We start from the raw sequence: 15684 nt of genomic DNA on the forward strand, positions 1-15684 counted from the left end.
AAAAAGACGAAGACAAAATTGCCGGGAGCAATTTTGGACAGCGCTTGCGCTGGCCCCGAAGGGGTGAGCCCCAGGGATGGGGCGAACAATCCGCGAAGCGGCGATTTTCTTGCCGGTAGCCCGGGTTGCCAGGGTGGTGGCTACTGAGCCACCCTGGCACGTTCACCGGCGCGGGTGTAACAGAGAAGCACTGGCAGTAAAGTGAACGGAACTACCACCCCCGCCGCATATTCTCACCCCATCACCCCATAGACCCTCACCCCTTCATCCACGCCCGAATCCCATCCAGGAACATCTGTGTCGCCATCATCACCAGAATCAGCCCCATCAGCCGCTCCAGCGCATTTACCCCTTTCTCCCCCAGCAGGCGCAAAAACAGCGACGACTGCAGCAGAATGATGAACGTCCCGCCCCAGGCAATCAGCAGGGCAATCACCAGGTGGCTCATCTGGTTCGGATACTGATGCGACAGCAGCATCAGCGTCGCCAGAATGGTCGGCCCAGCGACCAGCGGGATCGCCAGCGGCACAATAAACGGCTCTTCACCCGCCGGCAGGCCGCTGCTGTTGCCTTCGGTGCTCGGGAAAATCATTTTGATGGCAATCAGGAACAGAATAATCCCGCCGGAAATGGAGACCGTTTCAGCGCGTAAGTTCAGGAACGCGAGGATTTTCTCGCCGGCAAACAGGAAAATAAACATCACCAGCAGAGCGATGAGCAGCTCGCGGATCATGATGGCCCGACGACGCTTCGGCTCGGTGTGCTTCAACACCGACATGAAAATAGGCAGGTTTCCGAGTGGATCCATAATTAGGATCAATAAAACAGCTGCGGAAATGATTTCACTCATCGTACATTATCCCTGATACTTGTATGGTTTCCCCGATGATTAGCTCTTTTTCTGATCGGCGGGCAATCATCGATTAATTTCGCTTGCGACTTTGGCAGCATTTTGTAATGTGAAGCATATCCCAGTTCAATACTGGCTTGCACAAACAGCACACACCCTCTGCAGGAAAAAAATGCTATGAAAAACGTTGGTTTTATCGGCTGGCGCGGTATGGTCGGCTCTGTACTCATGCAACGCATGGTTGAAGAGCGCGATTTCGACGCTATCCGTCCGGTCTTCTTCTCCACTTCCCAGCTCGGCCAGGCTGCACCGTCCTTTGGGGGTACCACAGGCACGTTGCAGGATGCTTACGATCTGGAAGCGTTGAAGGCGCTGGATATTATTGTCACCTGCCAGGGCGGCGATTATACCAACGAAATTTATCCAAAGCTTCGTGAAAGCGGCTGGCAGGGCTACTGGATTGACGCGGCCTCTTCGCTGCGCATGAAAGACGACGCCATCATTATTCTTGACCCGGTTAACCAGGATGTCATCACCGACGGCCTGAACAAGGGCGTGAAGACCTTCGTGGGCGGCAACTGTACCGTTAGCCTGATGCTGATGTCGCTGGGCGGCCTGTTTGCTCAGGATCTGGTGGAGTGGGTCTCTGTGGCAACCTACCAGGCGGCCTCCGGCGGCGGCGCGCGCCATATGCGCGAACTGCTGACCCAGATGGGCCAACTGCACCACAGTGTTGCTGATGAACTGGCAAACCCGGCGTCCGCTATTCTCGATATCGAACGCAAAGTGACTCAGCTGACCCGCAGCGGTGAACTGCCGGTGGATAACTTCGGCGTACCGCTGGCCGGTGGCCTGATCCCGTGGATCGATAAACAGCTGGATAACGGCCAGACCCGCGAAGAGTGGAAAGGCCAGGCAGAGACCAACAAAATCCTGCGCACCGCTTCCGTGATCCCGGTTGATGGCCTGTGCGTGCGCATCGGCGCGCTGCGCTGCCACAGCCAGGCATTCACCATTAAACTGAAAAAAGATGTGTCTATTCCGACCGTGGAAGAACTGCTCGCTTCACACAATGCGTGGGCGAAAGTGGTGCCAAACGACCGCGACATCACCATGCGCGAACTGACCCCAGCTGCGGTCACCGGCACATTATCTACCCCGGTAGGCCGTCTGCGTAAACTAAATATGGGTCCGGAATACCTTTCCGCCTTTACCGTCGGCGACCAGCTGTTGTGGGGTGCCGCCGAACCGCTGCGCAGAATGCTGCGCCAGCTGGCGTAATAAATACTTAATACTAAGGGGTGATTTATCACCCCTTTTTTTGCGTACTACATGGAGTAAACGCCAAATGGTCCATAATTTTTCAGGAGTCATATAAAGCGTTGGCTATGCTTTATGCGGGATGTCACATATTCCGCCTGGAGGTTGAACGGAACAGAGAGGATGCACAATGTGCGGTTCCGTTCAGGTCACATCAAGGTCGTACCCGGCGCGCGAAAGGGGCGGCAACTAAAAAAACAGGATGAATACCATGTCCGTTCGTATTGATAGAGACGTGATTAATGCGCTTATTACGGGTCACTTTGCGGATCCGTTTTCTGTACTTGGCATGCACCGCACTGATGCCGGCCTGGAAGTCCGTGCACTGTTACCTGACGCAACGGAAGTGTGGGTGATTGAACCTAAAACCGGCCGCAAGGTCGGGAAACTCGAATGTCTCGATTCACGCGGCTTTTTCGCTGGCGTGATGGCCCGCCGTAAAAACTTCTTCCGCTACCAGCTCGCTGTGATCTGGCATGGACAACAGAATCTGATCGACGATCCCTATCGCTTTGGTCCGCTGTTGCAGGAGATGGATGCCTGGCTACTGTCTGAAGGTACGCACCTGCGTCCTTATGAGACGCTTGGCGCTCATGCCGACACTATGGATGGCGTCACCGGCACCCGTTTTACCGTCTGGGCGCCAAATGCCCAGCGTGTCTCCGTGGTGGGGCAGTTCAACTACTGGGATGGCCGTCGCCATCCGATGCGTCTGCGGCGTGAAACCGGCATCTGGGAGCTGTTTATCCCTGGCGCACTGAACGGCCAGCTCTACAAATATGAGATGATCGATGCGCAGGGTAATCTGCGTATCAAAGCCGACCCCTATGCCTTCGAAGCGCAGATGCGCCCGGAAACGGCGTCACTCATTTGCGGCCTGCCGGATAAAGTCGCCCAGAGCGAAGAGCGTATTCGGGCGAACCAGTTCGATATGCCGATCTCTATTTATGAAGTCCATCTTGGCTCCTGGCGTCGTCATACCGACAACAACTTCTGGCTCAGCTACCGGGAGCTGGCCGACCAGCTGATCCCCTATGTGAAGTGGATGGGCTTTACCCATCTGGAGCTGCTGCCCATTAACGAGCATCCGTTTGACGGCAGCTGGGGCTACCAGCCTACCGGAATGTATGCCCCGACCCGCCGTTTCGGCACCCGCGACGACTTCCGCTATTTTATCAACGCCGCGCACGCCGCCGGACTGAACGTGATCCTCGACTGGGTGCCGGGCCACTTCCCGTCCGATGACTTTGGCCTCGCGCAATTTGACGGCACCAGCCTGTATGAACACAGCGACCCGCGGGAAGGCTATCACCAGGACTGGAATACCCTGATCTATAACTATGGCCGTCGGGAAGTGACCAACTACCTGGTGGGCAACGCCCTCTACTGGATCGAGCGTTTCGGCATTGATGCCCTGCGCGTGGACGCCGTCGCCTCAATGATCTACCGCGACTACAGCCGCAAAGAGGGTGAGTGGATCCCGAACGAGTTCGGCGGACGTGAAAACCTGGAAGCGATTGAGTTTCTGCGCAGCACCAACCGCATTCTTGGCGAACAAGCGCCTGGGGCGGTCACGATGGCTGAAGAGTCCACCGACTTCCCGGGCGTCTCCCGCCCGCCGTCAATGGGCGGGCTGGGCTTCTGGTACAAGTGGAACCTGGGCTGGATGCACGACACCCTGGATTACATGAAGCTGGATCCGGTGCATCGTCAGTATCATCACGACAAACTGACCTTCGGCATGCTCTATAACAGCACCGAGAACTTTGTCCTGCCGCTCTCCCACGATGAAGTGGTGCACGGCAAAAAATCGATTCTCGACCGCATGCCAGGAGACGCGTGGCAGAAATTTGCCAACCTGCGCGCTTACTACGGATGGATGTTCGCCTTCCCGGGCAAAAAGCTGCTGTTTATGGGTAACGAGTTCGCCCAGGGACGCGAGTGGAACCACGACACCAGTCTTGACTGGCATCTGCTGGAAGGGGGCGACAACTGGCACCACGGCGTTCAGCGCCTGGTTCGCGATCTCAACCATACCTACCGTCACCACAAAGCCCTGCACGAGCTCGACTTTGATGATTACGGCTTTGAGTGGCTGGTGGTGGATGACCACGAGCGCTCGGTACTGATCTTTGTCCGTCGCGACAAGGCGGGTAACGAAATTATCGTCGCCAGTAACTTCACCCCGGTGACGCGCCATCACTACCGTTTCGGCATCAATCAGCCAGGCAAATGGCGTGAAGTGCTGAATACCGACTCCATGCACTATCACGGCAGCAACGCGGGTAACGGGGGGCTGGTACAGAGCGATGAACAGGAGAGCCATGGCCGCCCACAATCCCTGAGCATTACGTTGCCGCCGTTAGCCACTATCTGGCTGGTCCGGGAGGGGGAATGACGCAACTCGCCGCAGGTAAACCCGCTCCGCTCGGCGCATGCTATGACGGAAAAGGGGTGAATTTCACTCTCTTTTCCGCCCACGCGGATCGGGTTGAACTCTGCGTGTTTGACGGCAAAGGCATTGAACATCGGTACGATATGGTGGCGCGCAGCGGCGATATCTGGCATGGCTATCTGGAACATGCCCGCCCCGGCATGCGCTATGGCTTTCGGGTATATGGCCCGTGGGATCCCGCAAAGGGGCTGCGCTTTAACCCGGCAAAACTGCTGCTTGACCCGTGCGCGTATCAGGTTGAAGGCACGCTGAATGATGATCCCCTGCTGCACAGCGGCACAGATACTCCGGATCACCGTGACAGCGCGGCTGTGGCGCCAAAAAGCGTCGTAGTCAGCGATCATTACGACTGGGAAGAGGACGCCCCGCCCAATATACCGTGGGGCAAAACGGTCATCTATGAAGCCCACGTCAAAGGGCTGACCTGGCTGCACCCTGACATCCCGGAAGATATCCGCGGCACCTACAAAGCGCTCAGCCACCCGGTGATGATTGCTTATTTTAAGCACCTCGGTATCACCACCCTGGAATTATTACCGGTGGCCCATTTTGCCAGCGAGCCGCGCCTGCAACGCCTCGGCCTCAGTAACTACTGGGGCTATAACCCGATGGCGATGTTTGCCCTTGAGCCGCGCTATGCCTCGCATCCCGACCGGGCAAGAGATGAGTTTCGTGACGCGGTGAAGGCGCTGCACGAAGCGGGTATCGAGGTCATTCTGGATATCGTCCTCAACCACAGCGCCGAGCTGGATCTTGAGGGGCCGACGTTCTCCCTGCGCGGAATTGATAACCCTAGCTATTATTGGTTAAGAGAGGATGGTGATTATCACAACTGGACCGGTTGCGGTAACACTCTCAATCTCAGCCATCCGGCAGTGACAGACTATGCGTATGCCTGCCTGAAGTACTGGGTTGAAACCTTCCATATCGACGGTTTTCGTTTTGATCTTGCGTCGGTGATTGGACGCACGCCGGAATTCAGCCAGCAGTCGCCGCTGTTTGAGGCGATAAAAAACTGCCCGCTGCTCTCAGGTGTGAAGCTGATTGCAGAGCCCTGGGATATCGGCCCGGGCGGCTACCAGGTGGGAAATTTCCCGCCGCCGTTCGCGGAATGGAACGATCACTATCGTGATGCGGCGCGCCGCTTCTGGCTGACGCGCGATCTCTCTTTAGGAACATTTGCCGGACGTTTCGCCGCTTCCAGCGATGTATTTAAACGCAACGGGCGTTTGCCTTCCGCGTCGATCAACCTGTTGACGGCGCACGACGGTTTCACCCTGCGTGACTGCGTTTGTTTCAATCAGAAACACAATGAAGCAAACGGCGAAGAAAACCGTGACGGCACCTCCAATAACCACAGTTTTAATCATGGTATTGAAGGGTTAAGTGGCAATCTGGATGTGATCGAACGGCGCCGCGCCAGCGTGCATGCGCTGCTGACGACGCTTTTACTGTCACAGGGTACGCCGATGCTGCTGGCAGGCGATGAACATGGCCACAGTCAGCACGGCAACAACAATGCTTATTGCCAGGATAACGCGTTAACCTGGCTTGACTGGCAGCAGGCAAACGAGGGACTCGTCGCCTTTACTGCCGCGTTGGTCCATCTGCGTAAGCAGATCCCGGCGCTCACCGAGGATCGGTGGTGGGAAGAGGGCGACGGCAACGTTCGCTGGTTAAATAAAATGGCGCAACCGTTAGGTGCGCACGAGTGGCAGAACGGGGTGCCGCGCCTGCAAATCCTGCTTTCGGATTGCTGGCTCATCACCCTCAATGCCACAGATGAGGTCGCAGAAATTATTTTACCTGAAGGGGAGTGGCGGGCTATCCCCCCATTTGCCGGAGAGGATAATCCGGTCGTTATGACTGTCTGGCATGGGCCTGCGCACGGTGTATGTGTATTCCAGAGATGATAATAAAAGGAGTTGATCATGGTTAGGTTAGATAAGAACGACCCTCTAATGTTGGCGCGTCAGCTGCCATTGAAGTCTGTTGCCCTGATTCTTGCTGGCGGCCGCGGTACCCGATTAAAAGATTTAACGATCAAGCGCGCCAAACCCGCCGTCCACTTCGGCGGTAAATTCCGTATTATCGATTTTGCTCTGTCCAATTGCCTCAACTCAGGCATTCGCCGTATTGGCGTCATTACCCAGTATCAGTCACACACTCTGGTGCAGCACATTCAGCGCGGCTGGTCGTTCTTCAGTGAGGAGATGAACGAGTTTGTCGACCTGTTGCCTGCCCAGCAGCGCGTCCATGGCGAAAACTGGTACCGCGGCACCGCTGATGCGGTTACGCAGAACCTCGATATCATTCGCCGTTATAACGCCGAGTACGTGGTGATCCTCGCCGGGGACCATATCTACAAGCAGGACTACTCGCGCATGCTTATCGACCATGTCGAAAAAGGGGCGCGCTGCACCGTAGCCTGTTTGCCGGTGCCCGTTGCCGAGGCGACGGCGTTTGGCGTCATGGCGGTGGATGAAAACGACAAGGTGATCGATTTCGTGGAAAAACCGGCGAACCCACCTTCAATGCCGGGCGATGACACTAAAGCGCTTGCCAGCATGGGTATTTATGTCTTTGATGCAGATTACCTTTACCAGCTGCTGGAAGAGGACGACAAGGATGAACAATCCAGCCACGACTTCGGCAAAGACATCATCCCGAAAATCACCAAATCTGGCATGGCCTATGCACATCCTTTCCCGCTCTCCTGCGTGCAGTCCGATCCGAATTCAGAACCGTACTGGCGCGATGTAGGAACCCTGGAAGCGTACTGGAAGGCTAACCTCGATCTGGCCTCTGTTACGCCGGAACTGGATATGTACGACCATAACTGGCCGATCCGCACCCATATGGAGTCTCTGCCGCCGGCGAAATTTGTCCAGGACCGTTCGGGCAGCCACGGCATGACGCTGAACTCGCTGGTTTCCGGCGGGTGCATTATCTCCGGCTCGGTGGTGGTGCAGTCGGTATTGTTCCCGCGCGTGCGGGTGAACTCCTTCTGCAATATTGATTCATCAGTGCTGTTACCCGACGTCTGGGTGGGCCGCTCGTGCCGCCTGCGTCGTTGCGTTATCGACCGTGCCTGCGTCATTCCGGAAGGCATGGTAATTGGAGAAAATGCGGAAGAGGACGCGCGCCGTTTCTACCGCTCAGAAGAAGGTATCGTGCTGGTTACGCGGGAAATGCTGCGTAAACTGCAGATCAAACAGGAGCGATGATGCAGGTTTTACACGTTTGTTCTGAAATGTTCCCGTTGCTCAAAACTGGCGGGTTGGCGGATGTGATAGGGGCGTTACCGGCGGCGCAAATTGCAGGTGGGGTTGATACCCGCGTGCTGTTACCCGCTTTTCCAGATATTCGTCGCGGCGTGCCTGACGCGCAGATCGTCAGCCGCCGCGAGACCTTTGCCGGGCGCATCACATTACTGTTTGGCCATTACAACGGCGTGGGTATCTACCTGATTGACGCGCCGCATCTTTATGACCGCCCAGGGAGTCCGTACCACGACACTAACCTGTTTGCCTATACCGATAACGTGCTGCGTTTCGCGCTGCTCGGCTGGGTAGGGGCGGAGATGGCCTGTGGGCTGGATCCGTTCTGGCGTCCGGACGTGGTGCATGCCCACGACTGGCACGCCGGGTTAGCGCCGGCCTATCTGGCGGCACGTGGCCATCCGGCGAAGTCGGTCTTTACCGTGCATAACCTGGCGTACCAGGGCATGTATCTCGCCAAACATATGGATGACATCGATTTGCCATGGTCATTCTTTAATATGCACGGGCTGGAGTTCAAGGGGCAGATCTCCTTCCTCAAGGCCGGGCTTTACTACGCCGATCACATCACCGCCGTCAGTCCAACCTACGCGCGGGAGATCACCGAAGCGCAGTTTGGTTATGGGATGGAGGGGCTGCTCAGCCAGCGCCATCGCGAAGGCCGGCTGTCGGGCATTCTCAACGGCGTGGATGAAAAAATCTGGAGTCCGGAAACCGATCTGCTGCTGGGGGCGCGCTATAACCGCGACTCCGTGGAAGATAAGGCCGAGAACAAACGTCAGCTGCAAGTTGCCATGGGACTGAAGGTCAACGACAAGGTGCCGCTGTTTGCGGTGGTAAGCCGTCTGACCAGCCAGAAAGGACTCGATCTGGTGCTCGAGGCGCTGCCGGGCCTGCTGGAGCAGGGCGGACAACTGGCGCTGCTGGGTGCGGGCGATCCGGTACTGCAGGAGGGCTTCCTCGCTGCCGCCGCCGAACATCCGGGACAGGTGGGTGTGCAGATTGGCTATCACGAAGCGTTTTCGCACCGCATCATGGCGGGCGCAGACGTTATTCTGGTGCCGAGCCGTTTTGAGCCCTGCGGCTTAACCCAGCTGTATGGTCTGAAGTACGGCACGCTGCCACTGGTGCGGCGTACTGGCGGGCTGGCGGATACCGTATCCGACACCTCGCTGGAGAATCTGGCGGATGGGATCGCCACCGGATTTGTCTTTGAAGACAGTAATGCCTGGTCGCTGTTACGCGCGATTCGTCGTGCTTTCGTGTTGTGGTCACGTCCTTCTTTATGGCGTTTTGTTCAACGCCAGGCGATGGCCATGGATTTTAGCTGGCAAGTTGCGGCGCAGTCCTACCGCGATCTTTATCAACGCTTGATGTAACAATGCTGGAATCAGAGATATGAATGCACCCTTTTCCTATGCGTCTCCCACGGTAAGCATTGAGGCGTTAAAGCACTCCATTGCTTACAAGCTGATGTTCACCATTGGCAAAGACCCGGTCATCGCCAACAAACACGAATGGCTCAACGCCACCCTGTTTGCGGTGCGTGACCGGCTGGTTGAGCGCTGGCTGCGCTCCAACCGCGCCCAGCTCTCACAGGAGACTCGCCAGGTTTACTATCTGTCGATGGAGTTTTTGATTGGCCGCACCCTTTCCAACGCGCTGTTGTCGCTGGGTATCTATGACGACGTCAAAACTGCGCTGGAAGAGATGGGGTTAGATTTAGAAGAGCTGATTGACGAAGAGAACGACCCTGGCCTCGGCAACGGTGGTCTGGGCCGTCTGGCGGCCTGCTTCCTCGATTCGCTGGCGACCCTCGCCCTGCCAGGGCGTGGCTACGGTATCCGCTACGATTACGGCATGTTCAAACAGAACATTGTCGATGGCCGGCAGAAAGAGTCTCCGGACTACTGGCTGGAGTACGGCAACCCGTGGGAGTTCAAGCGCCACAATACTCGCTATAAAGTCCGCTTCGGTGGCCGTATTCAGCAGGAAGGCAAGAAGAGCCGCTGGGTCGAAACCGAAGAGATCCTGGCCGTGGCTTACGATCAGATCATTCCCGGCTACGACACCGATGCGACCAATACGCTGCGCCTGTGGAATGCCCAGGCCAGTAGCGCGATTAACCTCGGTAAATTCAACCAGGGCGACTACTTCGCGGCGGTGGAAGACAAAAACCACTCCGAGAACGTCTCCCGTGTGCTCTATCCGGATGATTCCACCTACTCCGGGCGCGAGCTGCGCCTGCGTCAGGAGTACTTCCTGGTCTCCGCGACCATTCAGGATATCCTGAGCCGTCATTACCAGCTGCACAAAACCTACGCCAATCTGGCCGATAAAATCGCAATTCACCTGAATGACACCCATCCGGTGCTGTCGATCCCTGAGCTGATGCGCCTGCTGATTGACGAGCACAAGTTCAGCTGGGACGAGGCGTTTGAGGTGACCTGCCAGGTCTTCTCCTACACCAACCATACGTTGATGAGCGAAGCGCTGGAAACCTGGCCGGTGGACATGCTCGGCAAAATCCTGCCGCGCCACCTGCAGATTATCTTCGAGATTAACGACTTCTTCCTGAAAACGTTGCAGGAGCAGTATCCGCACGACACCGGCCTGCTGAGCCGCACCTCGATCATTGATGAATCCAATGGCCGCCGGGTGCGCATGGCGTGGCTGGCGGTGGTGATCAGCCACAAGGTCAACGGCGTGTCTGAGCTGCACTCGAACCTGATGGTGCAGTCGCTGTTCGCAGACTTTGCGAAAATCTTCCCGATGCGTTTCTGCAACGTCACCAACGGGGTGACGCCGCGCCGCTGGCTGGCGCTGGCGAACCAGCCGCTCTCTGATGTGCTCGACGAGAACATTGGCCGCACCTGGCGGACCGATTTAAGCCAGCTGAGCGAGCTCGAGCAGCATGCTGACTTCCCGACGGTGAATAAAGCGGTGCGTGATGCCAAGCTGCTGAATAAAAAGCGGCTGGCGGTGTGGATGGCGCTGCATCTTAACGTGGTGGCTAACCCGAAAGCGCTGTTCGACGTGCAGATCAAACGTATCCACGAGTACAAGCGTCAGCTGATGAACGTGCTGCACGTGATAACCCGCTACAACCGCATCAAGGCCGACCCGGATGCGGACTGGGTGCCACGCGTGAACATCTTCGCCGGTAAAGCCGCCTCGGCATATTACATGGCGAAGCACATTATTCATCTGATCAACGACGTGGCGAAGGTGATCAATAACGATCCGCAGATTGGCGACAAGCTGAAGGTCGTCTTTATCCCGAACTACAGCGTGAGTCTGGCCCAGCTGATCATTCCGGCCGCCGATCTCTCGGAGCAGATCTCGACCGCAGGCACCGAAGCCTCTGGCACCAGTAACATGAAGTTTGCCCTCAACGGCGCGCTGACCATCGGCACGCTGGATGGCGCCAATGTTGAGATGCTGGAGCACGTGGGTGAAGAGAACATCTTTATCTTCGGTAACACCACGGAAGAGGTGGAGGCGCTGCGTGCTAAGGGCTACTCGCCGCGTGATTATTACGAGCAGGATGAAGAGTTGCGTCAGGTGCTGACCCAGATCGGCACCGGGGTATTTAACCCGGACGAGCCTGGCCGCTACCGCGACCTGGTGGATTCGCTGATTAACTTCGGTGACCACTACCAGGTGCTGGCGGACTACCGCAGCTATGTGGATTGTCAGGACCGGGTCGACGAACTGTACCGCAAGCCGGAAGAGTGGGCCACCAAAGCGATGCACAACATCGCCAATATGGGCTACTTCTCGTCGGATCGCACCATCCAGGAGTATGCCGAGAACATCTGGCATATCAAACCGGTGCGGTTGTAAAAAATGCCGGGTGGCGGCTGCGCCTTACCCGGCCTACGTACTTTTGTCTTTTGTAGGCCCGGTAAGCGCCAGCGCCACCGGGCACGAAGCCCGCACGAAACCTGTAGGCCCGGTAAGCGTTAGTGCCACCGGGCATTTTTTATGATGCTAACGACAGCTCACGCTTTCCCATACGCTGCGCAAGCCACAGCGCCACGCGCGACTGTTGCTCCGCATTGAGCCACATCCCCTCTTTAGTGCGACGCCAGAGCGCATCGTCTGCGCGGCGTACCCACTCGTGGTCGGCTAAATAACGTAACTCCGCCTCGTAGAACTCGTGGCCAAAATGTTCGCCCAGATCGGTCAGATCCTTCGCCCCGCTCAGGATCAGCTCGCTGTTGCTGCCGTAGGTGCGGGCAAAGTGGCGGGCCATGGATTCGCTGATAAACGGATAGCGACGGCGCAGTTTTGCCGCGTAGTCATCGCGGTTGCCGCCGATATCACCGCCAGGCAGCACCGCGCCTTTGGTCCATGCCGGGCCAATACCCTGGTAGTAGGGCGCCAGTTTTTCCATCGCATGTTCCGCCAGCTTACGGTAGGTGGTGAGCTTGCCGCCAAACACCGACAGCAGCGGCGCTTTGCCGTGATCGTCGTGAATATCAAGCGTGTAGTCGCGGGTGATGGCCTGCGGTGAATCGGATTCGTCGTCGCACAGCGGACGCACCCCGGAGTAGCTCCAGACCACGTCGTCACGCGTCAGCGATTTCTTAAAGTGCGCGTTATAGACCTTCAGCAGATAGCTGACTTCGCTCTCGTCGATCTCGACGTTTTTCGGATCGCCTTTGTACTCCACGTCGGTGGTGCCGATGATGGAGAACTCATCCATCCACGGGATCACAAACACGATGCGCTTGTCTTCGTTTTGCAGAATATAGGCCTGCTTCTGGGTATGCACCCGCGGCACCACAATGTGGCTGCCTTTGATCAGGCGGATGCCATACGGCGACGGCAGCTGCATCCCCTGGTCAAAGAACTGCTTCACCCATGGGCCGGTTGCGTTCACCAGCCCGCGTGCCTGCCAGCTGAAACGCTCGCCGGTATCGATATCTTCCGCTTCGACAATCCACAGCCCCTTTTCCCGGCGCGCCGAGACCGCGCGGGTGCGGGTTTTCACCTCACCGCCTTTGCGTTCAACCATTTGCGCGTTGGCCAGCACCAGACGGGCATCGTCCACCCAGCAGTCGGAATATTCGAATCCGCGCACGATTTCAGGCTTCAGCACCGAGTCTGCGCCAAAACGCACACCGGCAGAGGCGGGCAGGCTGGTGCGTTTACCCAGGTGGTCGTACATAAACAGACCAATGCGGATCATCCATGCCGGGCGCAGATGCGGGCGGTGCGGCAGACGAAAACGCATCGGCGTGGCGATATGGGGCGCCATTTTCAGCAGCACTTCACGTTCCGCCAGCGCTTCACTCACCAGGCGGAACTCATAGTGTTCCAGGTAACGCAGGCCACCGTGGATCAGTTTGGAGCTGGCGGAGGAGGTGGCACAGGCGAGATCCTGCGCTTCCAGCATCAGGACAGATAACCCGCGCCCGGCCGCATCAGCCGCAATACCTGCACCGTTGATACCGCCACCTATTACAATCAGATCTTTAGTTTCCATTGCATCCTCACGCACTTTCGTTAAAGCTCAAAAATGTTCGATATCGCTCATATTAGCAAAGGAAATGGATTTTAGTAACATCAAAAAAACATTTTTGAGTGATAGAGCTAACATAATGGCGTTTACCCGCCGCCACGACGTACACTAACCGTTAAAATAGTGCGGTCCCAGGCCGCACGGCACGTGAACAGACAACAGAGAGCACCATGGAACAATTTGAATGTATTAACGTAGAAGAAGCCCATCAGAAGATGCACCAGGGCACCGCAGTGCTGGTGGATATTCGCGATCCGCAGAGTTTTGCGATGGGCCACACCCCGGGCGCATTCCATCTGACCAATGCCTCGCTCGCCGAGTTTATGCGTGACAACGATTTCGACACCCCGGTGATGGTGATGTGCTATCACGGCAACAGCAGTAAGGGAGCGGCGCAATATCTGCTGCAACAGGGCTATGACTCGGTTTACAGCGTGGACGGCGGCTTCGATGCCTGGCACCGTCATTTCCCGGCAGAAGTCGAGCACGCGGGCATTTAGGGTATATACTGTCCCCTTTTGTGTGGAATAAGCGACTGCCGCCGATGCTACTGATCACCTCTTTTAACAACCCGCGCGTCGCCCAGGCGTTTGTCGACTACATGGCGACGCAGGGTGTCATTCTTACCATTCAACAACATACGCAAACCGACGTCTGGCTGGCGGATGAGAGCCAGGCCGTCCGGGTTGAGGCGGAGCTGGCGCGTTTTCTGGAAAATCCCGGCGATGCGCGCTATCTGGCGGCGAGCTGGCAGTCCGGCCATACCGGTAGCGGCCTGCGTTATCAGCGCTTTCCTTTCCTTGCGACCCTGCGCGAACGCGCGGGGCCGTTTACCCTGGGGTTAATGGCGGCCTGCATTCTGGTCTTCATTATGATGAGCGTGGTGGGCGATCAGCAGATCATGCTGCTGCTGGCCTGGCCCTATGACGCCTCGTTAGAGTTCGAATTCTGGCGCTACTTCACCCACGCGCTGATGCACTTCTCGTTCCTGCATATTCTCTTTAACCTGCTGTGGTGGTGGTATCTCGGCGGGGCGGTGGAGAAACGGCTCGGCAGCGGCAAGCTCATCGTGCTCACCCTTATCAGCGCGCTGCTCAGCGGCTTTATCCAGCATAAGTTCGGCGGCCCGTGGTTTGGCGGCCTTTCCGGCGTGGTCTACGCGCTGATGGGCTATGTCTGGCTGCGTGGCGAGCGCGATCCAGAGAGCGGTATCTACCTGCAGCGCGGGTTGATGACTTTCGCGTTAATCTGGATTATTGCCGGATGGTTTGATCTGTTTGGTATGGCGATTGCCAACGGTGCTCACGTCGCCGGGCTGGCGGTCGGGCTGGCGATGGCGTTTGCCGATACGCTCAATGCGCGAAAACGAACATAAATCTGGCAGGGAACTCCGATGAAACAAACACAACGTCATGATGCCATTATTGACCTGGTGAAAAAGCAGGGATACGTCAGTACCGAAGAGCTGGTGGAGCAGTTTGCCGTCAGCCCGCAGACCATCCGCCGCGACCTCAACGACCTGGCCGATCAGAACCGTATCCTGCGCCACCACGGCGGCGCGGCGCTGCCCTCCAGTTCGGTCAACACCCCCTGGCACGACCGCAAAGCGACGCAGACCTCGGAAAAGGAGCGTATCGCCCGTAAGGTCGCCAGTCAGATCCCCAACGGGGCGACGCTGTTTATCGACATCGGCACCACGCCGGAGGCGGTGGCGCATGCCCTGCTCGGCCATGAAAATTTGCGTATCGTGACCAACAACCTCAACGTCGCCACCACCCTGATGCAGAAAGAGGACTTTCGCATCATTCTGGCGGGCGGCGAGCTGCGCAGCCGTGACGGCGGCATTATTGGCGAGGCGACCCTCGACTTTATCTCCCAGTTCCGCCTCGACTTTGGCATTCTCGGCATCAGCGGCATTGATACCGACGGCTCGCTGCTGGAGTTTGACTACCACGAAGTGCGCACCAAGCGGGCGATTATTGAGAACTCGCGCCATGTCATGCTGGTGGTGGATCACTCCAAGTTTGGCCGTAACGCGATGGTGAATATGGGCAGCATAAGTATGGTGAATGCGGTCTATACGGATGTGATGCCGCCGGAAGGGGTGTTAAAAGTGATTCGCGATCATAAGTTGCAGTTAGAACTGTGCTGAGTTTGTGCCGGGTGGCGGCTTCGCCTTACCCGGCCTACAAAACCGTAGGCCCGGCAAGCGTAGCGCCGCCGGGCAATAAATGGCAACAAAACCGTA

General features: G+C 57.1%; 11 protein-coding genes. 9 read left to right on the top strand and 2 right to left on the bottom strand.

What is annotated here, in order from left to right; all coding sequences use genetic code 11:
- Nucleotides 1-256: 256 nt before the first annotated feature.
- Nucleotides 257-850 (bottom strand): NAAT family transporter YhgN, encoded by a 594-nt coding sequence (gene yhgN, locus WFM46_RS08105; protein WP_103177338.1) that lies wholly within the window; start codon nucleotides 848-850, stop codon nucleotides 257-259.
- A gap of 177 nt (nucleotides 851-1027) precedes the next feature.
- Between yhgN and asd the strand changes: the two genes are divergently transcribed.
- The 6 genes from asd (at nucleotide 1028) to glgP (ending at nucleotide 11752) form a co-directional block, all read left to right on the top strand.
- Nucleotides 1028-2131 (top strand): aspartate-semialdehyde dehydrogenase, encoded by a 1104-nt coding sequence (asd, locus tag WFM46_RS08110; protein WP_103824786.1) that lies wholly within the window; start codon nucleotides 1028-1030, stop codon nucleotides 2129-2131.
- A 250-nt stretch (nucleotides 2132-2381) separates the two neighbouring features.
- Entirely contained in the window at nucleotides 2382-4568 is a 2187-nt protein-coding gene (glgB, locus tag WFM46_RS08115) for a 1,4-alpha-glucan branching enzyme (protein ID WP_103824787.1), read from the top strand.
- Complete coding sequence (gene glgX / locus WFM46_RS08120) at nucleotides 4565-6538, top strand: glycogen debranching protein GlgX (RefSeq protein WP_336997417.1); 1974 nt, start codon at nucleotides 4565-4567, stop codon at nucleotides 6536-6538. Before glgB ends, glgX begins: the two co-directional genes overlap by 4 nt.
- An 18-nt stretch (nucleotides 6539-6556) precedes the next feature.
- Nucleotides 6557-7852: a glucose-1-phosphate adenylyltransferase gene (glgC, locus tag WFM46_RS08125; protein ID WP_156239898.1), complete on the top strand. Its 1296-nt coding sequence runs from the start codon at nucleotides 6557-6559 to the stop codon at nucleotides 7850-7852.
- A complete protein-coding gene (gene glgA / locus WFM46_RS08130; protein WP_312348068.1) occupies nucleotides 7852-9285 on the top strand; it encodes a glycogen synthase GlgA in 1434 nt (477 codons plus the stop codon). The genes glgC and glgA overlap by 1 nt, the downstream gene beginning before the upstream one ends.
- Before the next feature lie 19 nt (nucleotides 9286-9304).
- On the top strand, nucleotides 9305-11752 hold the full coding sequence (gene glgP / locus WFM46_RS08135) for a glycogen phosphorylase (protein WP_336997418.1): 2448 nt from the start codon (nucleotides 9305-9307) through the stop codon (nucleotides 11750-11752).
- Nucleotides 11753-11891: 139 nt separating this feature from the next.
- Here the strand turns inward: glgP and glpD are convergent, their stop codons facing one another.
- Nucleotides 11892-13400: a glycerol-3-phosphate dehydrogenase gene (gene glpD, locus WFM46_RS08140; RefSeq protein WP_336997419.1), complete on the bottom strand. Its 1509-nt coding sequence runs from the start codon at nucleotides 13398-13400 to the stop codon at nucleotides 11892-11894.
- 206 nt (nucleotides 13401-13606) lie between these two features.
- Here glpD and glpE point away from each other — a divergent pair, with 206 nt between their 5' ends.
- From glpE to WFM46_RS08155, 3 genes are read left to right on the top strand one after another with little or no spacing between them, the layout of a single operon-like run.
- On the top strand, nucleotides 13607-13936 hold the full coding sequence (glpE, locus tag WFM46_RS08145) for a thiosulfate sulfurtransferase GlpE (RefSeq protein WP_103177330.1): 330 nt from the start codon (nucleotides 13607-13609) through the stop codon (nucleotides 13934-13936).
- A gap of 44 nt (nucleotides 13937-13980) precedes the next feature.
- On the top strand, nucleotides 13981-14811 hold the full coding sequence (gene glpG, locus WFM46_RS08150; protein WP_336997420.1) for a rhomboid family intramembrane serine protease GlpG: 831 nt from the start codon (nucleotides 13981-13983) through the stop codon (nucleotides 14809-14811).
- Nucleotides 14812-14829: 18 nt separating this feature from the next.
- A complete protein-coding gene (locus WFM46_RS08155; protein ID WP_103177328.1) occupies nucleotides 14830-15588 on the top strand; it encodes a DeoR/GlpR family transcriptional regulator in 759 nt (252 codons plus the stop codon).
- Nucleotides 15589-15684 lie beyond the last annotated feature (96 nt).

Source organism: Leclercia sp. M50, from assembly GCF_037150775.1.
Classification (GTDB): Bacteria; Pseudomonadota; Gammaproteobacteria; order Enterobacterales; family Enterobacteriaceae; genus Enterobacter.